The organism is Sphingopyxis sp. (assembly GCF_035998965.1).
Classification (GTDB): Bacteria; Pseudomonadota; Alphaproteobacteria; order Sphingomonadales; family Sphingomonadaceae; genus Sphingopyxis.
Window position 1 is genome coordinate 40,111 of the sequence record NZ_DASYHE010000080.1, and the last position, 22,208, is coordinate 62,318.

Annotated in this window: 22 protein-coding genes; 12 read left to right on the forward strand and 10 right to left on the reverse strand. The window is 63.3% G+C overall.

Translation table 11 applies throughout. The annotated features are described in order from the left end of the window. Positions 1–27: 27 nt before the first annotated feature. Positions 28–549, reverse strand: coding sequence for a 2-amino-4-hydroxy-6-hydroxymethyldihydropteridine diphosphokinase (folK, locus tag VGN68_RS13665; protein ID WP_327477426.1), 522 nt, complete (start codon positions 547–549; stop codon positions 28–30). A 23-nt stretch (positions 550–572) separates the two neighbouring features. Here folK and VGN68_RS13670 point away from each other — a divergent pair, with 23 nt between their 5' ends. Further along, positions 573–1,262 (forward strand): uracil-DNA glycosylase, encoded by a 690-nt coding sequence (locus VGN68_RS13670; RefSeq protein WP_327477427.1) that lies wholly within the window; start codon positions 573–575, stop codon positions 1,260–1,262. Here the strand turns inward: VGN68_RS13670 and VGN68_RS13675 are convergent. Together VGN68_RS13675 and VGN68_RS13680 are read right to left on the reverse strand one after the other, a co-directional pair. Further along, positions 1,223–1,699 carry an RNA pyrophosphohydrolase gene (locus VGN68_RS13675; protein WP_327477428.1) on the reverse strand — a complete coding sequence of 159 codons (477 nt, stop codon included), beginning with the start codon at positions 1,697–1,699 and terminating at the stop codon, positions 1,223–1,225. The genes VGN68_RS13670 and VGN68_RS13675 overlap by 40 nt on opposite strands. Next, complete coding sequence (locus VGN68_RS13680) at positions 1,696–2,643, reverse strand: alpha/beta hydrolase (RefSeq protein ID WP_327477429.1); 948 nt, start codon at positions 2,641–2,643, stop codon at positions 1,696–1,698. Before VGN68_RS13680 ends, VGN68_RS13675 begins: the two co-directional genes overlap by 4 nt. 197 nt (positions 2,644–2,840) lie before the next feature. Here VGN68_RS13680 and VGN68_RS13685 point away from each other — a divergent pair, with 197 nt between their 5' ends. The 6 genes from VGN68_RS13685 (at position 2,841) to VGN68_RS13710 (ending at position 10,678) form a co-directional block, all read left to right on the forward strand. Further along, entirely contained in the window at positions 2,841–4,703 is a 1,863-nt protein-coding gene (locus VGN68_RS13685; RefSeq protein WP_327477430.1) for a 2-oxoacid:acceptor oxidoreductase subunit alpha, read from the forward strand. Beyond that, a complete protein-coding gene (locus tag VGN68_RS13690) occupies positions 4,700–5,737 on the forward strand; it encodes a 2-oxoacid:ferredoxin oxidoreductase subunit beta (protein WP_327477431.1) in 1,038 nt (345 codons plus the stop codon). Before VGN68_RS13685 ends, VGN68_RS13690 begins: the two co-directional genes overlap by 4 nt. An 87-nt stretch (positions 5,738–5,824) precedes the next feature. Further along, a complete protein-coding gene (locus tag VGN68_RS13695; RefSeq protein ID WP_327477432.1) occupies positions 5,825–6,784 on the forward strand; it encodes a metal-dependent hydrolase in 960 nt (319 codons plus the stop codon). Then, positions 6,781–8,169, forward strand: a complete 1,389-nt coding sequence (locus tag VGN68_RS13700) for a deoxyribodipyrimidine photo-lyase (RefSeq protein WP_327477433.1) — start codon at positions 6,781–6,783, stop codon at positions 8,167–8,169. The genes VGN68_RS13695 and VGN68_RS13700 overlap by 4 nt, the downstream gene beginning before the upstream one ends. A 35-nt stretch (positions 8,170–8,204) precedes the next feature. Next, positions 8,205–9,485 (forward strand): cyclopropane-fatty-acyl-phospholipid synthase family protein, encoded by a 1,281-nt coding sequence (locus VGN68_RS13705; protein ID WP_327477434.1) that lies wholly within the window; start codon positions 8,205–8,207, stop codon positions 9,483–9,485. Between the two features lie 20 nt (positions 9,486–9,505). After that, a complete protein-coding gene (locus tag VGN68_RS13710; RefSeq protein WP_327477435.1) occupies positions 9,506–10,678 on the forward strand; it encodes a serine hydrolase in 1,173 nt (390 codons plus the stop codon). A 77-nt stretch (positions 10,679–10,755) separates the two neighbouring features. Here the strand turns inward: VGN68_RS13710 and VGN68_RS13715 are convergent, their stop codons facing one another. The 3 genes from VGN68_RS13715 to purF form a co-directional block, all read right to left on the reverse strand. Then, positions 10,756–11,142, reverse strand: coding sequence for a hypothetical protein (locus tag VGN68_RS13715; RefSeq protein ID WP_327477436.1), 387 nt, complete (start codon positions 11,140–11,142; stop codon positions 10,756–10,758). Positions 11,143–11,203: 61 nt separating this feature from the next. Continuing rightward, complete coding sequence (locus VGN68_RS13720) at positions 11,204–11,938, reverse strand: SDR family NAD(P)-dependent oxidoreductase (RefSeq protein WP_327477437.1); 735 nt, start codon at positions 11,936–11,938, stop codon at positions 11,204–11,206. A gap of 4 nt (positions 11,939–11,942) precedes the next feature. Continuing rightward, positions 11,943–13,400, reverse strand: a complete 1,458-nt coding sequence (gene purF, locus VGN68_RS13725) for an amidophosphoribosyltransferase (RefSeq protein ID WP_327477438.1) — start codon at positions 13,398–13,400, stop codon at positions 11,943–11,945. Between the two features lie 142 nt (positions 13,401–13,542). On the opposite strand from purF, the gene hisI reads away from it, so the two are divergent. The 5 genes from hisI to VGN68_RS13750 all read left to right on the forward strand — a co-directional run bounded on the left by hisI (position 13,543) and on the right by VGN68_RS13750 (position 18,359). Continuing rightward, positions 13,543–13,923, forward strand: coding sequence for a phosphoribosyl-AMP cyclohydrolase (gene hisI / locus VGN68_RS13730; RefSeq protein ID WP_327477439.1), 381 nt, complete (start codon positions 13,543–13,545; stop codon positions 13,921–13,923). Beyond that, the gene (locus tag VGN68_RS13735; protein WP_327477440.1) at positions 13,907–14,449 is read left to right on the forward strand and encodes a hypothetical protein; all 543 of its coding nucleotides are present in this window, start codon (positions 13,907–13,909) and stop codon (positions 14,447–14,449) included. Before hisI ends, VGN68_RS13735 begins: the two co-directional genes overlap by 17 nt. A 66-nt stretch (positions 14,450–14,515) precedes the next feature. Beyond that, entirely contained in the window at positions 14,516–14,947 is a 432-nt protein-coding gene (locus tag VGN68_RS13740; RefSeq protein WP_088439096.1) for a MerR family transcriptional regulator, read from the forward strand. Positions 14,948–14,999: 52 nt separating this feature from the next. Beyond that, entirely contained in the window at positions 15,000–16,802 is a 1,803-nt protein-coding gene (locus tag VGN68_RS13745; RefSeq protein ID WP_327477441.1) for an acyl-CoA dehydrogenase C-terminal domain-containing protein, read from the forward strand. Positions 16,803–16,847: 45 nt separating this feature from the next. Further along, positions 16,848–18,359 carry a phospholipase D-like domain-containing protein gene (locus tag VGN68_RS13750; RefSeq protein ID WP_327477442.1) on the forward strand — a complete coding sequence of 504 codons (1,512 nt, stop codon included), beginning with the start codon at positions 16,848–16,850 and terminating at the stop codon, positions 18,357–18,359. Between the two features lie 11 nt (positions 18,360–18,370). Here the strand turns inward: VGN68_RS13750 and VGN68_RS13755 are convergent, their stop codons facing one another. The 4 genes from VGN68_RS13755 to VGN68_RS13770 form a co-directional block, all read right to left on the reverse strand. Continuing rightward, positions 18,371–19,222 (reverse strand): CoA ester lyase, encoded by an 852-nt coding sequence (locus VGN68_RS13755; protein WP_327477443.1) that lies wholly within the window; start codon positions 19,220–19,222, stop codon positions 18,371–18,373. A gap of 140 nt (positions 19,223–19,362) precedes the next feature. Beyond that, complete coding sequence (locus VGN68_RS13760) at positions 19,363–19,812, reverse strand: MaoC family dehydratase (protein ID WP_327477444.1); 450 nt, start codon at positions 19,810–19,812, stop codon at positions 19,363–19,365. A gap of 106 nt (positions 19,813–19,918) precedes the next feature. Continuing rightward, on the reverse strand, positions 19,919–21,757 hold the full coding sequence (locus tag VGN68_RS13765; RefSeq protein ID WP_327477445.1) for an acetyl/propionyl/methylcrotonyl-CoA carboxylase subunit alpha: 1,839 nt from the start codon (positions 21,755–21,757) through the stop codon (positions 19,919–19,921). Then, a complete protein-coding gene (locus VGN68_RS13770; RefSeq protein ID WP_327477446.1) occupies positions 21,754–22,200 on the reverse strand; it encodes an endonuclease domain-containing protein in 447 nt (148 codons plus the stop codon). The genes VGN68_RS13765 and VGN68_RS13770 overlap by 4 nt, the downstream gene beginning before the upstream one ends. Positions 22,201–22,208 lie beyond the last annotated feature (8 nt).

A 22,208-nucleotide genomic window follows, 5' to 3' on the forward strand; every position in this document is an offset into this window, starting at 1 on the left:
AGGCGGCGTGCGAAGTGAGCCGTCGCCCTAGTGCGCCGCTGCGCCCCGGTCAACCGGCTTTGGACGTGCGAGCCGCGCGGCGAGTTGGCGGACGCTGCGGCGGTGGAGCGGATGCTGCCATTCGGGAACGATCGCGCGCAGCGGACCAAGAACGAAAGCGCGCTCTTCAATGGCGGGGTGGGGGATGGTGAGCATATTGTCGGACCAGATGCCGCCCGACCAGAGGAGTATGTCGAGATCGAGCGTTCGCGCGCTCCAGCGCTGCCCGGTGCGGCGGCCAAAGCTCGCTTCGATCGCGTGCAGCCTAGCGAGCATTTCGGGCGGGCTGAGCTTCGACGCGACCAGGGCGACCGCATTGGCATAACGGCGGCGCGAGGGGCCGATCGGGTCACTGGCGACGATAGGGCTGGCGTCGACGGCTTCGATGTCATCGCATTCCAGCGCGGCGAGCGCGGACATCAACACCGCGCGCGGATCGCCGTAGCGCGCGTGGCGCCGGTTCGACCCGAGCCCGATGGCGTAAAGCGGAAGCGGCATTGCGTTGCTCATGGCCCCGCGCCTATCGCAGATGGGTGGAGATTGACAGCCCATTGCCCGGAACCGAACCGCCGCGCGATTGTCCGCGCTGCCCGCGACTCGTGGCGCTGCGGCGGGAATGTCAGACCGAGCATCCCGATGGGTGGAATGCGCCGGTATATGCCTTCGGCGATCCCGATGCATGGCTCGCCTTTGCGGGGCTGGCGCCGGGCAAACATGGCGCCAACCGGACGGGGCGGCCATTCACCGGCGACTATGCAGGCGACCTGTTGTTCGCGACGCTTGCTGAGTTCGGGCTGAGCAAAGGTCAATATGATGCCCGAATCGACGACGGCCTCAGTCTGGACGGCGCGATCATCGTCAACAGCGTCAAATGCCTGCCGCCGCAGAACAAGCCGACGCCTGCGGAGATCGCGAATTGCCGACCGTTTTTCGAGAAGCAGCTGGCCGCCTTGTCCCATGTGCGCGTCGTTATCGCGCTGGGGCGGATCGCGCATGATGCCGTGCTGAGAGCGGCTGGAGTACGGCTGGCGGCGCATCCTTTCGGCCATGGCGCCGTTCATTGGCTCGCGGACGGGCGGCGCTTGGTCGATAGCTATCATTGTTCGCGGTACAACACGAACACCGGGCTACTGACCCCGGCGATGTTCGCCGACGTCTTTCGTACTGCGATAGCACTGCGCGATCAGACCAGCGGGCCGAATTCCTCGATCAGCCCGCGGTAAAGCACACGCTTGAACGGCACGATCAGCTTTTCGATTTCGTTCAGGTCGGCCCATTTCCAGGCGCGAAATTCCTGGTGCTTGGTGTGGATGTTGATGTCGCTGTCCTCGCCCATGAAGCGCATCAGGAACCAATGCTGGCGCTGGCCCCGATATTTGCCACCCCACATCTTTCCCATCAGGTCGTCGGGCAGGTCATAAAAATACTCCTCGCGGCTGCGCGCGATGATTTCGACCAGTCCGCCATGGACGCCAGTTTCTTCGCCGAGCTCGCGAATCGCCGCTTCCTCGGCATCCTCGCCCCGATCGATGCCGCCCTGTGGCATTTGCCAAGCTTCGCTGGATGTATCGAGCCGCTGGCCGACGAAGACCAGGCCGTCGCGGTTGGCGAGCATGACGCCCGCGCAGGGGCGATAGGGTAGGGTGGCGGGGTCGATCATGCCGTCCCGCTAGCTTCGGCGATGATCGCTTTCAAGACCGTCAACGCGCTGCGGATATCGTCCTTGGCGCTGGGAATGCCTTGCGCCAAGTTGATGTAGCCGTGAATGCTGCCCGCCGCTTCGCGATAGGTTGTCGGCACGCCGGCCTCGATCAGCTTCGCAGCATAGGCGCGGCCCTGATCGCGCAGCGGATCGAGTCCCGCGGTGGTGAGCAATGTTGGCGGCAGGCCCGCGGCAGGGAAATCGAGCGGCGAGGCGCGATAGTCGGCGGGGTCCGCGGCATAATGATTGCCGAAATACGTCATACTGCCGGTTGTCAGCAAATGGCCTTCGCCGAAATCGCGGTAGCTTTGCCAGTCGTCGTGCGTTGTCACGGCGGGGTATATCGGATGCATGGCCATCACCGGCTTTGAGGCCGGCTTGTCACGCAGGGTTAGCGCGGTCGCGATGGTGAGGTTGCCGCCAGCGCTTTCGCCCGACAGGACCAATCCGGTGCAGGGGAAATGATCGGCAACCCAGCGCGCCGCTGCTTCGCAATCGTCAGGCGCGGCAGGGAACGGGTGTTCGGGGGCAAGTCGATAATCGACGGCAACAACGGGCATGTCGAGCATCCGCGCAGCTTCCGCGCAATAGGCATCATGGGTATCAAGGTCGCCGATCACCCAACCGCCGCCGTGAAAAAAGACCATCACCGGGCCGGGCTCGCTGTCGGGACGATTGTCATAGAGGCGGATCGATATCTCGCCCGCGGGGCCGGGAATTGTCCGATCCTCGACCTTGGCGATCTCGCCGCGCGGGGCGTCGGCCATCTGGGCCATCATCCGAAACATTTCGCGCGCCTCGGCAGGCGGCAGTTCTTCCATCTTGGGGCCTTCCTGCGCGTTGAGAAACGCCAGGAACATTGCCACGTCGGGACGCGTGAAATGGGTGGTGCTGTCGGTCATCCTGCTGATCCCCTCGCTCCGCTTGTGCGGCCTGTTGTTCGTGCTGCTATTCGGCATCGCAGCGGATAATTCAATGGCAATTGGCAACCGATCGGGCGTTTGAAGTTTGCAGCGCACAATTTTTTCTGAATTGCGGCATCGCGCCCACAGGCCTAGGCCAGCGTCACAGGTTCGCAAGATTCAAGGCAGAAAATAAAATGGCGACAGTGGTAGTGGACGAAGCCGGCAAGCGGCAGTCCCCCCTCTCGGATGCAGTGGTAGTGAGGTTTGCAGGCGATAGCGGCGACGGGATGCAGTTGACCGGCGGCCAGTTCACCCTGTCGTCGGCGCTCGCGGGCAACGACTTTGCGACCTTCCCTGATTTCCCGGCCGAGATCCGCGCCCCGCAAGGCACGTTGTTTGGGGTCTCGGCGTTCCAGATCAATTTTGGATCCTCGGCGATCGACACCGCGGGCGATGCGCCGGACGTGCTGGTTGCGATGAACCCGGCGGCGCTCAAGACCAATGTGCCTTCGCTCAAGCACGGCGGGCTGATCATCGCCGACGAGGGCGAGTTCAACGATCGCAACCTCGCCAAGGCGAAATATGACGCGAATCCGCTCGACGACGGCAGTCTCGCGAAGTGGCAGCTGCTGAAGCTGAATATCAGCCAGCTGACGATGGATGCGGTGAAGCCCTTTGGCCTTGGCAACAAGGAAGCGCTGCGCTGCAAGAATATGTGGACGCTGGGGCTGGCGCTGTGGATGTTCGACCGCGATCGTGCGCCGCTCGTCGACTGGCTGAACGCGAAATTCGCCAAGGCGCCGGATCTGGCGGCGGCAAATATCGCGGCACTGAACGCAGGTCATGCCTATGGCGAGACCGCCGAATTGGCCGGGCCGCTCAAGCAGCACCATGTCGATCCCGCGCCCGTCGCGCCGGGGCTGTATCGCACGCTGACCGGTGCCGAGGGCATCGCGCTTGGTTTGGTCGCCGGGGCGCAGCTGGCGAAGCTGCCGATGTTCTTTGGCGGTTATCCGATCACGCCGGCGTCGGCGATTCTCCATCACCTGTCGCGGCTCAAGGAATATGACGTCACGACCTTCCAGGCCGAGGACGAAATCGCCGCCATCTGCTCGGCGATCGGCGCCAGCTATGGTGGTTCGCTCGGGGTTACCAGCTCGTCTGGCCCGGGGATCGCGCTGAAAGGCGAGGCGATGGGCCTCGCGATTATGACCGAGCTGCCGCTCGTCATCGTCAATTCGCAGCGCGGCGGGCCGTCGACTGGCCTCCCGACCAAGACGGAACAGTCGGATCTGTATCAGGCCGTCTATGGCCGCAACGGCGATGCGCCGATGCCCGTGATTTCGGCACGCTCGCCCGGCGATGCGTTTGAATGCGCGATCGAGGCGGTGCGGATCGCGGTGCAATATATGACCCCGGTGATCCTGCTGACCGACGGCTATATCGCCAATGCGGCCGAACCGTGGGCTGTCCCTGATCTCACGACCTACGAAGCCTTCCCGGTCGAATTCCTCACCGAGGTGCCCGAGGGCGGGTTCAAGCCCTATGGCCGCGATGAAAATCTCAAACGTCCGTGGGTCAAGCCCGGTACCCCCGGCCTGCTCCACCGCATCGGCGGGATCGAGAAGGAAATCGACACTGGCCACATCAATTACGAGGCGTCGAACCATCAGGCGATGACCGACATCCGCAAGGCCAAAATCGACGGCATCAAGGTGCCTGACCAGATCGTCGAACTTGGCGCGGAAAGCGGCAAGCTGGCGGTCGTCGGCTGGGGCTCGACCTTTGGCCCGATCCATCAGGCGGTACGCCGCAAGCGCGCCGAGGGGCTGGATGTCAGCCACATCCATATTCGTCATATCTGGCCGCTGCCCGCCAATCTGGGTGAGTTGCTCAAAAGCTATGACAAGGTCATCATACCCGAAATGAACACCGGCCAGCTCAAGACCGTGCTGCGCGACCAGTATCTGGTCGACGCCAAGCCGGTGAACAAGGTGTCGGGCCAGCCCTTCACGATTGCCGAAATCGAAGCCGCCATCGAGGAGGCACTAGCATGAACGAGATGACAACCATCGCGCGCACGACGACGCTCAAGGATTGGGAAACCGATCAGGAAGTGCGCTGGTGCCCGGGCTGCGGCGACTATGCTATTTTGAAGGCGGTGCAGCGCACCATGCCCGAGATCGGCACCGCGCCCGAAAACACGGTGTTCATCAGCGGCATCGGCTGCTCGTCGCGTTTCCCTTATTATATGGAAACCTATGGCTTCCACACGATCCACGGCCGCGCGCCGGCGTTCGCGACGGGGCTGAAGCTCGCCAATCCGAACCTTGACGTCTGGATCGTTACCGGCGACGGCGACGGGCTGTCGATCGGCGGCAACCACACGATGCACTTGATCCGCCGCAATCTCGATTGCCAGATCATGCTGTTCAACAACGAGATTTACGGGCTGACGAAGGGGCAATACTCGCCCACCAGCCGGGTCGGTACGACCAGCCCGTCGACCCCCTATGGCTCGGTCGATCGTCCGGCACAGCCCGCGGCGTTCGCGCTGGGCGCCGGATCGCGCTTCGTCGCGCGCGGCTTCGACGTATCGAAGAAGCTGCCCGAGGTGCTGAAAGCCGCCCATGCTCACAAGGGCGCCGCCTTTATCGAGATTTTCCAGAACTGTATCGTCTATAACAAAGATGTGTTCGAGGATTTCGCGGCGCCCAAAGGCGCCGAGGATCGCCAGCTGTGGCTCGAGAATGGCGAACCGATGCTCTATGCCAAGGGAACCAAAGGCATCGCGCTCGATGCCGAGGCGCTGCACCTCAAGACCGTCGATGTCGTCGATGGCGACTGGCAGGCCGCCGGGGTGATCGTCCATGACGTCACCAACCGCAGCGTCGCGCATATGCTGGTCGAAATGCCGTTCGGCGAATTTCCGATGGCGCTTGGCGTGCTGTACGACGACCCGCGCCCGACCTTTGAAGCCGATGTCTGGCGCCAGAATGCGGCCGCCCGCGAGGGCAAGACTGCCGATTTGCAAGGCCTGCTCAAAAAAGGTCAGACATGGACCGTGACCGAGGGTGGACCGGACCTTTAGGCGTTGGCCGTTGGTGCTCACAAAATGATCGTGAACCGGTCCGCATAGCGCATTGCAAAGCAGACCGATCCACGCCACCAAGCGGCGATGGATAATCTCACGCACAGCCTCTTCGGCGCAGTCCTGGGCCAGATGGGCCTCAAGAAGAAAACCGGCCTGGCGATCCCGACGCTGATTCTGGCGGCCAATCTGCCCGACGTGGACGCCGCCTGTCTGGCGTGGCTCGACGGGGTCCAGCATCTGGGCTTTCGGCGCGGGATCACGCATGGGCCGATCGCGATGCAGGTGCTGCCGATCCCGCTGTGGGCGGCGATGCTGGGGTTCGATCGTTGGCAGACGAAGCGCGGCAAGCGCCCCGCCGGACGGCTGCCGATCGACAAGCGCTGGCTGCTGGCGCTTGCGTATATCGGTTGCCTCAGCCATCCCGCGCTCGACTGGCTGAACAATTACGGCATCCGCCTGCTTGAACCCTTTTCGTCGCAATGGTTTTATGGCGACACGATCTTCATCATCGACCTGTGGATATGGATCGCGCTCGGCCTGTCGGTGTGGCTGTCGCTGCGCCGTGAGCGGGGCGGGACGGCGAATTGGCAACGGCCCGCATGGGTCGGCTTTACAGCCGTGTGCGCCTATATCTTTGCCAACGGCCTGATCACCGGCGCCGCCGAACGGACGACCGAGAGTGCGCTCGCCGCGAGTGGGCATCGTGACGCGCTGGTGGTTGCCAGCCCCCCGCCGCTGGCCTTTTGGCAACGCGACATCTTCTGGCGCACGGCCGAGCGTTATGGGAGCGGCGATTTTACGCCTGGCGTTGGCGGCAATCTCGACATCGGTGGCCAGCCAACCGGCATGGATGATCCCCGGCTGGAACAATGGCTGATGGGCGATCCTGACGCGCGCGCTTTTCTGTTCTGGGCGCGGATGCCGGTGGCGCAGAAGGACGGCGACGCCATCATGCTGCGCGACCAGCGCTTCATGCATCCTTTGTCGCAGGACCGATTCCAGGTCCGGCTGACCGCGCCCGATACCGCGACGCGCGACGAATGACAGCGCCCGTCATTCTCTGGTTCCGGCGCGACTTGCGGCTGTCGGACCAGGCGGCGCTCGTCGCCGCAGCGGCAGCAGGGCCGGTGATACCGGTGTATATTCTGGACGACGAAACACCCAAGCATCGCCGCATGGGCGCGGCATCGCGATGGTGGCTCCACCATAGCCTCGCCAGCCTTGACGCACGCCTACGCGAGAAGGGGTCGCGTTTGATCCTGCGCCGTGGGAAGTGTGACGAACAACTGGCTTCGATTGCGGAAGAAACGGGTGCGGCGGCGGTGCATTGCCTGCGCCACTACGAGCCATGGTGGCGCAACGCCGAAAAGGCGGTGTCGAAGCGGCTCGATTTGCAGTGCCATGATGGCAATTACCTGCTCCCGCCGGGGTCGCTGACGACCGGGGGCGGCACGCCGTACAAGATCTACACGCCGTTCTGGCGGGCCTTGAAAGACCATATGCCGCCGCCCAGTCCGTTGAATTGTCCGCGTGACATCACGGCGCCCCATATGTGGCCCGCTTCGGATGCGCTCGCTGACTGGGGGCTGCTACCGACCAAGCCCGATTGGGCCACCGGCTTTGCCGCAGAATGGGCACCGGGCGGGGCCGGCGCGTGCAAAAGGATCGCGGCTTTCGTTGATGTGGCGGCGGACTATGATCGCCGCCGTAACCTGCCGTCGCAGGAGGGCAGCTCGCGTCTGTCACCGCATCTTCATTTCGGTGAGGTGTCACCCGTGACAATATGGCACCGCACGGCCGATGCCGGGGGATCTGTCGATGTCTTCCTCGGCGAAATCGGGTGGCGCGACTATGCGCAGAATGTCATCCTCCAATTTCCCGATTATGGCAGCCGCAGCGCGCGTTCGGCATTCGATGACGCTTTGCCATGGCGGAGCGGTGGCTCGGCCGATGCCGATCTAGCGGCCTGGCAACAGGGGCGCACCGGCTATCCGATTGTCGATGCCGGGATGCGCCAGCTGTGGGCGACGGGATGGATGCACAACCGGGTGCGGATGATCGCGGCGAGCTTCCTGATCAAACATTTGCTGATCGACTGGCGGCAGGGCGAGCAATGGTTCTGGGACACCTTGGTCGATGCTGACTATGCGTCAAACGCCGTGAACTGGCAGTGGGTGGCGGGGAGCGGAGTCGACAGCAACATGTTCCCGCGGATCATGGCGCCGCTGACGCAGTCGGAGAAATTCGATGCTGCGGGCTATATTCGCCAATGGGTGCCGGAACTTGCCGAACTGACCGAGCCTGCGATTCATGATCCCGAAAGCTTCGGACAGCGTCCGCGAGCCTATCCTGCCAAGATCATCGGCCACCGCGAAGCACGCGAACGCGCGCTGGCCGCCTATGACGTCATGAAGGCGCGCGGCAACTGATTGTCAGGCGCCGGACTTTGGGGCAGGAGGGCGCTATGAACACGCATGTCAGCCCGCGCCGTGGCAAACAGTTGCTCCGCGCCGATCGCGCTTATCGCAGCGGCGGCGCGATGGCGCGGCTGCTGGCATTGGCGCCTGCAGGACTGTTCCACCGATTGCTCGACCGGATCGACACGGGCCTCGCGCTCGGTACGATCGAGGCGCATACGCCTGACGACGGTGTGCGACTGCTGGGCGGGCGCGGGAAGGGGCCGACTGCGATTGTTCATCTCCACAGTTGGGCCGCACTGGCGCGGCTGGCGATGTCGGGATCGGTGGGCTGGTATCGCGCCTGGGACGCGGGTGAATGGACGTCGCCCGACCCGGTCCCGCTGTTCGACCTGTTCATGCGCAATGCCGAGTCGCTGGGCGACGTTGCGCGCGCCCGCGGTCCCCTGCGCTGGCTGAACAAGCTCGCGCATCTCCTGAATCGCAATGACCGTCGCGGCGCGAGGCGGAACATCCATGCGCACTATGATTTGGGCAATGATTTTTATCGCTTGTGGCTCGACGACGCGATGAATTATTCCAGCGCATTGTTCGCCGATCCGGGGCAATCCTTGGAGGCGGCGCAGACGGGTAAGGTCGATGCAATTCTTGACCGGCTTGATCTGCGATCGGGCGGCCGCTTGCTGGAAATCGGCTGCGGGTGGGGGGCGCTGGCCGAACGTGCCGTCGAGCGCCACGATGTGATCTACACCGGGATCACATTGTCGCCGTCGCAGGCCGAGATCGCCGATGCACGGCTCGCGGCAGTCGATCTGTCAGGACGCTCGCGCATTGAACTTTGCGATTATCGTGATGTGCAAGGGCCATATGATGCCATCGCCAGCGTGGAGATGGTCGAGGCGGTCGGGCAGGCCTATTGGCCCGCCTATCTGGATGCCATCGCGCGGCTGCTCCGCCCGGGTGGCAAAGCCGCGATCCAGTATATCCTGATCAACGATGCACTGTTCGAACGCTATGCGGCGAGCAGCGATTTCATTCAGGCCTATATCTTTCCCGGGGGTTGCCTGATCTCCGAAAGCCGCTTCCGCGCGCTCGCCGAAGAACGCGGGCTGGCATGGCGCGACGTTCATCATTTTGGCGAAGATTATGCCGAAACGCTGCGCCAGTGGCGTGAGCGGTTCGATGCGGCGGTCGCTGCCGACCAGTTACCGGCCGGCTTCGACGACCGTTTCGTGCGGCTTTGGCGTTATTATTTGCAGTATTGCGAGGGCGGGTTTCGCGGCGGTGGTATCAATGTTGCGCAAGTCACGCTCGAGAAAACGGCCTGAAAACAGGGGAGAGGGTTTCTATGCAACGATATCTGGTAGCGGCGCTTTTGTGCGCCGCGGCGGCGGGGTGCAGTGCGCCCGCATCCACCCAAACGACCGACACCCTGCCAAAGGATATGAATGTGCTGTTCTGGACCCAGGATCAACGCGACGCCGCCTTTCGTACCCTCGAAACCATGCCAAAGGTCGTATTCAACACGGTTGAAGCGGGCAGCAAGGTCTATCCGTTGACGCAAGGCGCGCCGCTCGACGTGGGCGGTGATGTCGATGCCCATATGGCGAAGCAGCGCAACGCCGGCCTGATCATCGTCCAAGACGGGAAGATACGGCTGGAGAAATACGCGCTTGGCTATGGGCCGGACGGACGCTGGACCAGCTTTTCGGTCGCCAAAAGCTTTACCTCGACCCTCGTTGGTGCGGCGGTGAAGGATGGCTATATCAAGAGCCTCGACGACAAGGTGACCGTCTATATTCCCGGGCTGAGGGGATCGGCCTATGACGATGTGTCGGTGCGCCAGTTGCTGACGATGACGTCGGGGGTAAAATGGAACGAGGATTATACCGATCCGAAATCCGACGTGGCGCTATTCAATCTGCAAAAGCCCGTCGCCGGCGAAGACATCACTGTCAGCTACATGAAAACCTTGCCGCGCGATGTTCCGGCGGGTTCCAAGTGGCTTTACAGCACCGGCGAAACGAACCTGATCGGGGTTCTGGTATCGAGCGCCACCGGCAAGACGCTCTCCGCCTATCTGTCCGAGAAGGTCTGGAAGCCTTTCGGTATGGAGCAGGATGCCATTTGGATGCTGGGCGCCACCGGACATGAAATCAGCGGGTGCTGCATATCGGCGAGCCTCAAGGATTATGCGCGGCTTGGCCAGTTTGTGTTGGACGGAGGCGTTGCGGGCGGGGTCAAGATTGTCCCCGATGGCTGGTTCGACGTAGCGACGACCAAACAGGCGGATATCGGCGTCCCGGGCCGGGGCTATGGTTATCAGTGGTGGACCAACGACGATGGCAGCTTCGCGGCGCAGGGCATTTTCGGTCAGGGCATTTTCATTGATCCCAAGCGCAAGCTGGTGATTGCGTCGAACGGCAACTGGCCGACGGCGACCGATCCCGAAGGCGTCGGCGCGGCGCGTGAGGCGTTCTACAAATCGGTGCAGGCTGCGGTGGACAATGAAGCGAAATAAGGCCGGTCGCCCCCGCGAAGGCGGGGGCCGCTGGGCAGGCTGCTAACGGCCCCCGCCTTTGCGGAGGCGATGGTATTTCAGTAGGCGATGATCCTTGTCGCCCGCTGCGCCAACCACACGGCCGCGAGCGGTACCGCGACGCCCAGCGCCATGATCCACCAGGTATCGGCCAGGGTGACAGCGCGATAGAGGGCCGCGCCGATTACCGACCCGGCGACGATCCAGCCCGCGCCGGTGCCCGTCGAGACCCGCATCGCGAGCCAGCCTCCGGCGAAGGTGCCGATGAACCAGCCGACGACCAGGGCGATCGTCGATCCGATCGGGATCAGGATTTCGTCAGTGTCGAGATTATATTCGGCAGGCGAGATTTCGTTACCCGCATATTGCGCCAGCCAGATCAGTCCAAAGGCGACGGCGATTCCGGTCACCGCCGCGACTGCCGATCGCAAAACATCCTTGGTCATCACTGCGCCCTTGCAAACCCGTCTTATGGCGCTGCCTTAGTGCCGGAAAACAAAGAGGACGTTAAGCCTTTTCCATCACCTTGGGCAGGGCGTGGAAGGCGGTGCTATCGAAGCCTTCGATCATCAGCTTGGCGACGAACTCGCCGACGGCTGCGGGGTCCTTGATGCTCTTGGCATCTTCGCCGGGATAGGCGCGGGCGCGCATCTGGGTGCGGGTGCCGCCGGGATCGAGAATCGCGGTGCGGACGGTCGAGATGTTGCGCATTTCGGCGCCATAGCTGGTCACGAGCGTTTCAAACGCGGCTTTCGATGCGGCATAGGCGCCCCAATAGGCGCGCGGGGTCCGGGCGACGCCGCTCGACAAGGCGAGCAGTCGGCCGCTCGCGGCGCGGCGGAGCAACGGGTCGAAATTGGCGATCAGCGCCTGCTGCGCGATGAGGTTCAGTGTCAGCAGCTTGTTGAATTCCTTGCCGTCAATCGCCGCAACCGGGGTCAGCGTCCCAAGCATCGCGGCGTTGAGCACCAGCATGTCGAGCTGTTGCCAGCGTTCGGCCATCGCGCTGGCCAGCCGCGCGATGCTGTCGCCGTCGGTCAGGTCGAGCGGCGCGATCGTTGCAGCGCCGCCCGCCTCGTGAATCCGGTCCTCCAGCGCTTCTAGCCCGCCCGCGGTGCGCGCGGTGATGACGACATGCGCGCCGCGTGCCGCCAGCGCTTCGGCAATCGCTTCGCCGATGCCACGGCTCGCCCCGGTGACGAGCGCAACCTGGCCCGTCAATTCTTCAGTCTTGATAGTCATGGTGTCAGACAACCCGTTCAGCCAGCAGCGAAAATTGATCTTCCAACCCATGCTCGTCGAAGTCGGTGAGCGTGGTGGGATAGTCGCCGGTAAAGCAGGCATCGCAATATTGCGGCGCATCATCGGTGCGCTTCGCTTCGCCCAGCGCGCGATAGAGGCCGTCGATGGTGACGAACGACAGGCTGTCGGCGTTGATGAAGTTCGCCATCTGCCCGACCGTCATCTGCGCCGCGAGCAATTTGGCGCGTTCAGGGGTATCGACGCCGTAAAAGCAGCTGTGCTGCGTCGGCGGGCTGGCGATCCGCATATGGACCTCGGCAGCGCCCGCATCGCGCATCATCTGGACGATTTTCAGGCTGGTGGTACCGCGCACGATCGAATCGTCGATCAGCACGATGCGCTTGCCCGCGATCAGCGCGCGGTTTGCGTTGTGCTTCAGCTTGACGCCCAAATGGCGGACCTTGTCGCCCGGCTGGATGAAGGTGCGGCCGACATAGTGCGAGCGGATGATCCCGAGTTCGAACGGGATGCCCGATTCTTGCGCATAACCGATTGCGGCTGGCGTCCCAGAGTCGGGAACCGGGATGATCAGGTCGGCATCAACCGGGTTTTCGCGCGCCAGCTCGGCGCCGATCGCCTTGCGGACCGAATAGACGCTGGTGCCGTCGACGATCGAATCGGGGCGTGAGAAATAGACATACTCGAAGATGCACGGGCGCGCCGATTGCTGGGAAAAGGGGCGGTGCGACGTCAGCTGGCCATCGCGGATGATGACAAGTTCGCCGGGTTCGACCGAGCGGACGAATTCAGCACCGACGACGTCAAGCGCCACGGTTTCCGACGCCAGAATATGGGCGTCGCCGAGCTTGCCGATGACGAGCGGGCGGATCCCGAGCGGGTCGCGGCACCCGATCATGCCCTCGGCAGTCAGGCATATCAGCGAATAGGCACCCTCGACTTGTTTCAGCGCGTCGATAAAGCGGTCGATCAGCGAGCGATAGCTTGACGTCGCGACGAGGTGAATGATGACCTCGGTATCGCTCGTCGACTGAAAGATCGAACCGCGGCGCACGAGCACCTTCTTGAGTGCGGTCGCATTCGAGATATTGCCATTATGCGCCACCGCAAAGCCACCGGTAGACAGATCGGCGAACAATGGTTGGACGTTGCGCAGCGCGGTCTCGCCGGTCGTCGAATAACGAACATGGCCCACCGACGATCCGCCCTGCAACTGGCGCATGATCTCGTCGCGGTCGAAATTGCCGGCGACATGGCCCATGGCGCGGTGGGTGTGGAATTCCTTGCCGTCGAAGGCGGTGATGCCGGCGGCTTCCTGTCCGCGGTGCTGCAGGGCGTGCAGGCCCAGCGCAACGACCGCGGCGGCGCTGTCGGCGCCATGAATACCAAAGACGCCGCACTCCTCGCGGAGTTTGTCGTCGTCGAAAGGGTGTGTGGTGAGCATGATGGTCCAGCAGCGAGGGCAGTGACTGGCGCGCATATAGGGAGGGAGATCGCAAATGTCGCCCCCCATATTCACGATATTGTCATCGGCCGAGCGAACGACGGGATGACAGGCGTCCAGCTTCTGCTCTAAAGCGCAGGTTATGGACCACCAGCGTGACACGACCGACCGATTTCTCCCGCGTTTCGACGCGGCAGGTCTCGTGACAGCGATTGTCACGGATGCCGACACCGGCGTGCTGCTGATGGTCGCGCATATGAATGCCGAGGCGATCGAACGGACGCAGGTGACACGGCAGGCGCATTTCTGGTCGCGATCGCGGGGTGCGCTGTGGCGCAAAGGCGAGACATCGGGCAACGGGCTGACGTTGGTCGAGATGCGCGTCGATTGTGATCAGGACGCGCTGTTGCTGCGCGTGACGCCCGCCGGACCGGCTTGTCATACCGGGCGCCGGACGTGCTTTTATCGCCGGGTCGAGGCGGACGGGGCGCTGACATTTCTGGACGATGATGCGCACAGCTAAGCTCGCATTGGCGCTGGGCCTATTGCTCGTCGGCGGGTGCGAACGGCATGCGCCGGATCGGAGCGGGCAGGGGATCGACGCCGACAATCCGCTGGAAATCGCGGCGCGCGAGCGCGGCGTCGTGAGTCCCGACGCCGAGACGCCGGTCGGCGTGTTTGAACGCTCGCATGACCTAGGCCGCGACGCGATGTGCGTCGTTCCCGATGGCGCGGGGCAGTGGCGCTTTGCGGTGACCGCATCGTTCGGGACGACTTTGTCCTGTGCCGCCAGTGGAACGATGGTGCGCGAGGGCGACGGCTGGCGCATGCGCTTTGGGGGAGCGGAGGGCTGCGACACGCTGGTGCGCGAAGAGGAAGACGAGCTGCGCCTTCCCGGCAGCCTGCCGCCGCAATGCAATAAACTCTGTCCAGCGCGTGCTTCGCTGTCGGGCTTGCGGCTGCCGCGCGCGAGCTGGTCGACCGATGATGCGCGGGGCTTGCAGATCCGCGATCAGCAAGGCAATATGCAGCAACCTTGCGGGGTTTGACCGGCGCCAAAACGGGCCGATTTGCCGGTCTTGACGTTCACGTCAACGGAAACTAGTTTCGTCGGCATGACCGAACCATATGGCCACGCCCATATCGACACGCCCGATCACTTGGGCCGCGAACAATTCAGCATCACCGACTTGTCGACCGAGTTCGGCGTTACCGCGCGTGCGCTGCGTTTCTATGAGGATGAAGGGCTGATCAGTCCGTCGCGCAAGGGATTGTCGCGCATCTATTCGAAACGTGATCGGGCACGTCTGGCGTGGATTCTGCGCGCCAAGCGCACCGGGTTCAGCCTGGCGGACATTCGCGAGATGATCGACCTTTACGACGTCGGCGACGGTCGTAAGCTGCAACGGCAGGTGACGATCGAGAAATGCGAACAGCGCATCGGCTTGTTGCAGCGGCAGCGGGACGATATCGACAGCGCTGTCGAAGAACTGTCGCGGTTCATCGATATGGTGAAAAAAGTCGACGCCGGCCAAAAGGTCGGTTGAGCCTCTCCCCAGGCAAGTGACATTGCGAAGCTGATTTTCAGAAGGATTTCCCATGCCCGTCTATCGCGCCCCCGTGCAAGACAGCCTCTTTCTCCTCAATGACGTGCTCGGGGTCGAGCGCTATGCGAACCTGCCCGGTTTCGCCAACGCGACCCCCGACATGATCGAGGCCGTGCTGACCGAAGCGGGCAAATTCTGTGAGGAAGTGCTGTTCCCGATCAACCAGTCGGGCGATCTGGAGGGATGTACGCGCCACGACGACGGATCGGTGACGACACCGAAGGGCTTCAAGGAAGCCTATAAAGCCTATTGCGACGCTGGTTGGACGTTGCTGACCCAGCCCGAAGAGTTCGGCGGGCAAGGTTTGCCGCATGTCGTCGGTTTTCCGGTCGAGGAATATCGCATGGCGGCGAACCAGGCCTTTGCGATGTATCCGGGGCTGACCCAAGCCGCGGTCGCGGCGATTCTGGTCAAGGGATCGGACGAACAGAAGGCGAGCTATTGCCCGAAGATGATTTCGGGCGAGTGGGGCGGGACGATGAACCTGACCGAACCGCATTGCGGCACCGACCTTGGTCTGATCCGCACCCGCGCGGTCCCGAACGGCGATGGCAGCCATGCCATCACCGGGACCAAGATTTTCATCTCGTCGGGCGAGCATGACCTGACCGAGAACATCATCCACCTGGTGCTCGCCAAGACGCCCGACGCGCCTGACAGCGTCAAGGGCATCTCGCTGTTCATCGTGCCAAAGTTTCTCGTCAATGACGACGGCTCGCTGGGTGAGCATAACGCACTGCAATGCGGGTCGATCGAACACAAGATGGGTATCCACGCCAATTCGACCTGTGTCATGAATTATGACGGCGCCAAGGGCTGGATGGTCGGCGAGGAAAACAAAGGCCTCGCCGCGATGTTCGTGATGATGAACGCCGCGCGTTTGGGCGTCGGCGTTCAGGGACTGGGACAGGCCGACATCGCTTTCCAAAACGCCGTCGCCTATGCGCAGGACCGTCGCCAGGGTCGCGCGCTGACCGGGCCGCAAGACCCGCAGGAAAAGGCCGACCCGCTGTTCGTCCATCCCGACGTGCGCCGGATGCTGATGGATGCCAAGGCCACCGTTGAGGGGCTCCGCGCACTGTGCCTGTGGGGCGCGTTGCAGGTCGATCTGGCGCATGTCGCCGAGACCGAAGAAGAACGCCAGCAAGCGGACGACCTCGTCAGCCTGCTAACCCCCGTGATCAAGGGCTATGGCACCGACAAGGGTTATGACGTAGCGACCAATGCGCAGCAGGTGTTCGGTGGCCATGGCTACATCGAAGAATGGGGCATGAGCCAATATGTCCGCGATGCCCGCATCACCATGATCTACGAGGGTGCGAACGGCGTTCAGGCAATGGACTTGGTCGGCCGCAAACTGGCGCAGAATGGCGGCCGCGCGATCCAGGCCTTCTTTGCGATCATCGACGCCGAATGCGCGCGCGCCAAGGACAGTGAGGCACTGGCCGACTTCGCCGGGCGGCTGGAAAAAGCGAACGGCGAGTTGAAGGCCGCGACGATGTGGTTCATGCAGAATGGCATGACAAACCCGAACAATATCGGCGCCGGCGCGCATCATTATATGCACATCATGGGGATCGTCGCGCTGGGATCGATGTGGCTGATGATGGCCGAAGCGGCGCAGAAGGCGCTCGCCGAAGGGCGCGGCAACAAGGCGTTCCTTGAAGCCAAGCTGGTCACCGCGCGCTACTTTGGCGAACGGTTCCTGCCCGACGCCGGGTCGCTGCGCCGCAAGATCGAAGCGGGCAGCGAAGCGATGATGACGCTGACCCCGGAGCAATTTTACGCCGCCTGATCGCGCCCGATGGAACGATCGCCGCCGCCATGCGTGGCGTCGGCGATGAGCGACCCTGAACGCCCGCAGAGCTTGGCCCCCATCGTCGTCGAAGGGCGCAATTGCTGGCGCATCGAACGCGCCAACAAGGCGCGGATGATTGTCGACGCGGCGGACTATTACGCGCTGCTCGAACGGTTGATGGCGGGTGCCAAGGAACGGATCCTGCTGATCGGTTGGGATTTCGATCCGCGCATCCCGCTGATCCCCGACGAGCAGGGGAAAGGCGAATCGCTCGGCGATTACCTGCTGCGCCTCGCCAAGGATCAGCCGCAGCGCGACATCGACATTTTGCGCTGGAATTTCGGCGGTCTGAAACATCTGTTCGTGCCGTCGATCGTCGCGATGGTGCTACGCTGGAAAATGACAAAGTCGATCAGCTTCCGGCTCGACAGCGCGCATCCTGTCGGGTGCAGCCACCACCAGAAGGTCGCGGTGTTCGACGATCATCTGGCGGTGTGCGGCGGCATCGACGTCAGCTCGACGCGGTGGGACACGCGCGACCATATCGACGACGACCCGCGGCGTACCGGCCCCAACGGCAAGCGCTATATGCCCTGGCACGATTCGACGATGATCCTGTCGGGCCCGATCGGAACGGCGCTGGCGGAACTGGGCAATGAGCGTTGGCAGCGCGCGACGAGCAAGCCGCTTCGCGATCTGAGCGGTACAGGCGAGAATTGGCCCGACGATCTTGAACCCGACTTTATGGATGTCGATGTCGCAATTTCGCGCACCAGCGCCGAATATGATGGCCGCCCTGAAATACGCGAGAATGAGCAGCTGTATCTCGACATGATCGCGGGCGCGCGGCGCTTCATCTATTTCGAGAACCAGTATTTCACCAGCGGCGCGATCGCGGCGGCGATCGCCGCGCGGCTCGATGAAGATGATCCGCCCGAATTTGTGATGGTGATGCCCAAGACCGCCGACGGGTGGCTGGAGCAGATGGCGATGGACGCGGCGCGCGTGCAACTCGTCCGTTCGATTGCCAAGTCACGGCACGGTGACCGGCTGAAAGTCTATGTGCCGCATACCAAGGGCGGCGACCCCATCTACGTCCACGCCAAGACCGCGATCGTCGATGACCGGTTGCTGCGGATCGGATCGTCGAACCTGAACAACCGGTCGATGGGGCTCGACAGCGAATGCGATGTCACGATCGATGCAGCGCTGGCGGCGAACACGGGCGTCGAACCGGTCATCGCGCGCCTGCGCGAGTCGCTGATCGCCGAGCATCTGGGCGTGACCGAGAATGACATCGCATCCACGTTCGAGCGGACCGGATCCTTGATCGAAACGATTGAATCGATGCGCGGCGACGGTCGCTCGCTCGAACTGCTCGATCTGGTCGCCCCCGGACCGCTCGATGAATTCATTGCCGACAATGAGGTGCTCGACCCGACCAGCCCTGATGCGATGTTCGAAAGCTTTACTGAGCGCGGTTTGAAAAAGAGCTGGCACCGCGGGCGCGACTGGATGAAGCGCCATCCGCCTTTCCGGCGTAAGGTTCGCTGACGAGGGGTGGCTCAGTCCGCCAATGACAGAATATGCTTGGCCTGTTTGAGGTGCGGCGCATCGACCATCTTGCCGTCAACTTGCAGCACCCCGACGCCCGGATTGGCGGCGAAGGCATCGACGATCGCCTGCGCACGCGACACCTCGTCGGCGCTGGGGGTGAAGGCAGCGTTGATTGCCTCGACCTGGGCCGGATGGATCGCCATCATGCCGGTAAAGCCATCGCGTCGGGCGTGGGCGGCGTAGGCGGCGAGTCCCGCCTCGTCCTTGATCGCCGGGAACACCGTATCGATCGCGGCGACGCCCGCGGCGTGGGCGGCGAACAGGGTCAGCGCGCGGGCGACGTTATAGGGCGCGGTGTAGCTGCCATCGGCCTCGCGGCTGGTGGTGGCACCAATGGCAGCAGGCAGGTCTTCGGCGCCCCAGGTCAGTCCAAGCAGACGATCCTTCGTCTCGCGATAGCTGCCGAGGGTGAAGATCGCCGTGGCGGTCTCGGTGGCGATCGGCAGGATGGGGGGCAGCGAGGCGTCAGCCGCGCCTTCGCTGCGCAATATGAGGTCGAGCTGCGCGATGCTCGGTGCGCCCTCGGCCTTGGGCAGCATGATTGCATCGGGTCGGGCGGCGATGATCGCGCCGACATCAGCAGCGGTGAGATGGCCATCGAGCGGATTGACGCGCACCAGCGTGAGGACTTCGCGCGCGCCTGCCAGATAGTCGGCGATCGCGTGGCGCGCGGCGTCCTTGTTCGCGAGCGACACCGAATCCTCCAGGTCGAGGATGATCGCGTCGGCGCGCGATGCCGCCGCTTTGGCAAAGCGTTCGGGCCGGTCGCCGGGGACGAAAAGGAGGGACCGTAGTCTCATGATCCGATCCTCCCCGCCACGGGGAGGGGGACCATCCGGAGGATGGTGGAGGGGGTTTTTGTCATGGCGCAAAGTGTGAGGCCGCTAACCCCCCTCCGTCAACCCTGCGGGTTGCCACCTCCCCGCGAGCGGGGAGGATTTCACGGTTGTTTGTGTACAAGCGTCGAACGCTCGCACTGGCAGACAAGTTCATCGCGCTGGTTGATGCAGCGGTGGAGGAAGGTGACGATCCCGGCGTTGGGCCGCGATTTCGACTCCTTCAGCCCGATGACTTCGCTCTCCGCGCGAAGCGTGTCGCCGATGAACACGGGCTTGGGCATCACCAGCTTGTCATAGCCAAGGTTGGCAACGAGCGTGCCGAGCGTCGTATCGCCGACCGACAGCCCGACCATCAGGCTGAAGGTGAAGGTGCCGTTGACGAGGATCTGGCCGAATTCGGACGCCTTCGCTGCCTCGATGTCGAGGTGCAGCGGCTGCGGATTATGCGTCATCACGGTGAACAGCAGGTTGTCGGTCTCGGTCACCGTGCGGCGAATGTCGTGGGTCAGCGTATCGCCGATGGTCCATTCGTCGAAGAAGCGCCCCGCCATTATTCAATACTCCGTTCGCCCTGAGCTTGTCGAAGGGCCGTTCTTGGTTGCGATGTTAGAAGGAAGGACGGTGCTTCGACAAGCTCAGCACAAACGGGGAGGGGTGTCATTCTTCCTTCTCAATCCGCACCAGCAACGCCTCAACCTGCACCTGCGCCCCCGGCGTCGCATTAAGCTCGGCTACCACGCCATCGAACGGCGCGGTCAAGCTATGCTCCATCTTCATCGCTTCGAGAGTGAGCAGCTTCTGCCCCTTGATCACCCTTTCGCCCGCAGCGACTTCAACGGCGATGACTTTGCCGGGCATCGGCGACAGGATGGCGCCGTCGCCTGCTGCTCCGCTCGGGCCGCCCGCGGCGCGCCAAGGGGTCAGCTGCCACACCGAACCGCCCTCGGCGACGAGCATCGCAGGTGCCGGTTCGTCGGTGCCTGGGCCGTGCAGGTCGACCTCGACACGCTTTCCATCGAGCAAAAATGCCGCCGAGCGCACGTCGGGTGCGTTGAGACGGAAACCCGCCTGAAGCGAGCGCGGGACGATCGCCATCGCGGCGTTGGTGAGGGCCTCGATCGTGGGAACGGGCTCTTCGGTCATCGCGTCGCCATCTCGCCCGATGAGTCCAGTATCGACCGTGCCTGTCACGAAATCGGGATGAGCGAGCGCGTTGATCAGGAAGGCCGAATTCGTCTTTACCGGCCAGATCGCGCTGTCCTCTAGCATCTCCGACAGCAGCTCGCGCGCTTCCTCGCGATCCTCGCCATAAGCGATGACCTTGGCGATCATCGGGTCATAGAAGGGCGAGACTTCGGCGCCTTCATCGACGCCGGTATCGACGCGGCCGAGATGATCGGGAAGCTGGAACAGTTCGAGCGTGCCGATTGAGGGCAGGAAGCCCTTCGCCGGGTCTTCCGCATAAAGCCGTGCTTCCATCGCCCACCCGTTGATCGACAACTCCTCCTGTCGCAGCGGCAACGGCTCACCGCTCGCCACCCGCAACTGCCATTCCACCAGATCGACCCCAGTGATCTCCTCGGTCACCGGATGCTCGACCTGCAACCGCGTGTTCATTTCCATGAACCAGATGCGGTCGGCGCGCAGGCCGTCGCTGGCGTCGGCGATGAACTCGATCGTTCCGGCGCCGACATAGTCGACTGCCTGCGCGGCGCGCACCGCGGCGGCGCAGAGCGCTTCGCGGGTGACCTCGTCCATGCCGGGGGCGGGGGCTTCCTCGATCACCTTCTGGTGACGGCGTTGCAGCGAGCAGTCGCGCTCGAACAGGTGGACGACATTGCCGTGGGTGTCGCCGAACACCTGCACCTCGATATGGCGCGGGGTCAGGATATATTTCTCGATCAGCACATGGTCGTTGCCGAACGAGGCCGCGGCCTCGCGCTGGCACGAGGCGAGCGCGTCGATGAAGTCGGCCGCCGCATCGACCTTGCGCATCCCCTTGCCGCCGCCGCCCGCGACCGCCTTGATGAGGACGGGATAGCCGATTTCGGCAGCGCGCTCGGCAAGGAAGGCGGGATCTTGGTTCTCGCCCATATAGCCGGGGGTTACCGGCACCCCGGCTTCGGCCATCAGCTTCTTGGCAGCATCTTTCAGCCCCATCGCGGTGATCGACGCGGGATTGGGGCCGACCCATATCAGCCCGGCGTCGATGACCGCCTGCGCGAACTCGGCATTTTCGGACAGGAAGCCGTACCCCGGATGAATCGCCTCGGCGCCGGTCGCTTTGGCGGCAGCGATGATCTTTTCGCCGACCAGATAGGATTCTCGCGCCGGCGACGGGCCGATATGCACCGCCTCGTCGGCCTGCCGCACATGCAGCGCCTTGGCGTCAGCGTCCGAATAGACCGCCACGGTGCGAATACCCATCTCGCGCGCGGTACGGATGATGCGGCAGGCAATCTCGCCGCGATTGGCGATGAGGAGAGATTTGATCACAGCCGATCCTCCCCGGCACGGGGAGGGGGACCATCCGCAGGATGGTGGAGGGGCACAGGCGGTTTGTCTTGCCGTTCGCTGATCTTCATTGCCCGTTCCTTGCACACTTCGATTATCCGCGTCACGGCCGTCTTCAAATTCGTCATGATCGCCGTTGCCGGCACACGAAGCGTTGCGACATGTTGCGATTTCAAGAAATTAGCCCGGGCGATGTGCTGCTGCGCCGCGCGTTCGCCGTCATGTGTCTGCCCGTCCACTTCGATTGCCAGCCGTACTGCGGGGCAATAGAAATCCAGAACATAGATACCCGCTGGATGTTGGCGCCGAAACTTAAAGCCGTCCGGTCGCCCGCGCCGGATGCGCCAGAGCATCCGTTCCGAAAGGCTCATCTCGCTGCGCAGTTTTCTGGCGCGTTTGAGCGTGTCGCGGGGGCCGGTGATCACCGTGGGTG

Bases quoted from the DNA above. Each gene is read 5' to 3' on its own strand.
- VGN68_RS13710 (WP_327477435.1), top strand. From the start codon at position 9,506: ATGCAACGATATCTGGTAGCGGCGCTTTTGTGCGCCGCGGCGGCGGGG.
- VGN68_RS13680 (WP_327477429.1), bottom strand. From the start codon at position 2,643: ATGACCGACAGCACCACCCATTTCACGCGTCCCGACGTGGCAATGTTC.
- VGN68_RS13695 (WP_327477432.1), top strand. From the start codon at position 5,825: ATGGATAATCTCACGCACAGCCTCTTCGGCGCAGTCCTGGGCCAGATG.
- VGN68_RS13675 (WP_327477428.1), bottom strand. From the start codon at position 1,699: ATGATCGACCCCGCCACCCTACCCTATCGCCCCTGCGCGGGCGTCATG.
- VGN68_RS13755 (WP_327477443.1), bottom strand. From the start codon at position 19,222: ATGAGACTACGGTCCCTCCTTTTCGTCCCCGGCGACCGGCCCGAACGC.
- VGN68_RS13750 (WP_327477442.1), top strand. From the start codon at position 16,848: ATGAGCGACCCTGAACGCCCGCAGAGCTTGGCCCCCATCGTCGTCGAA.
- VGN68_RS13735 (WP_327477440.1), top strand. From the start codon at position 13,907: ATGATGCGCACAGCTAAGCTCGCATTGGCGCTGGGCCTATTGCTCGTC.
- VGN68_RS13720 (WP_327477437.1), bottom strand. From the start codon at position 11,938: ATGACTATCAAGACTGAAGAATTGACGGGCCAGGTTGCGCTCGTCACC.
- purF (WP_327477438.1), bottom strand. From the start codon at position 13,400: ATGCTCACCACACACCCTTTCGACGACGACAAACTCCGCGAGGAGTGC.
- VGN68_RS13760 (WP_327477444.1), bottom strand. From the start codon at position 19,812: ATGGCGGGGCGCTTCTTCGACGAATGGACCATCGGCGATACGCTGACC.
- folK (WP_327477426.1), bottom strand. From the start codon at position 549: ATGAGCAACGCAATGCCGCTTCCGCTTTACGCCATCGGGCTCGGGTCG.
- VGN68_RS13700 (WP_327477433.1), top strand. From the start codon at position 6,781: ATGACAGCGCCCGTCATTCTCTGGTTCCGGCGCGACTTGCGGCTGTCG.
- VGN68_RS13745 (WP_327477441.1), top strand. From the start codon at position 15,000: ATGCCCGTCTATCGCGCCCCCGTGCAAGACAGCCTCTTTCTCCTCAAT.
- VGN68_RS13740 (WP_088439096.1), top strand. From the start codon at position 14,516: ATGACCGAACCATATGGCCACGCCCATATCGACACGCCCGATCACTTG.
- hisI (WP_327477439.1), top strand. From the start codon at position 13,543: ATGGACCACCAGCGTGACACGACCGACCGATTTCTCCCGCGTTTCGAC.
- VGN68_RS13690 (WP_327477431.1), top strand. From the start codon at position 4,700: ATGAACGAGATGACAACCATCGCGCGCACGACGACGCTCAAGGATTGG.
- VGN68_RS13705 (WP_327477434.1), top strand. From the start codon at position 8,205: ATGAACACGCATGTCAGCCCGCGCCGTGGCAAACAGTTGCTCCGCGCC.
- VGN68_RS13715 (WP_327477436.1), bottom strand. From the start codon at position 11,142: ATGACCAAGGATGTTTTGCGATCGGCAGTCGCGGCGGTGACCGGAATC.
- VGN68_RS13685 (WP_327477430.1), top strand. From the start codon at position 2,841: ATGGCGACAGTGGTAGTGGACGAAGCCGGCAAGCGGCAGTCCCCCCTC.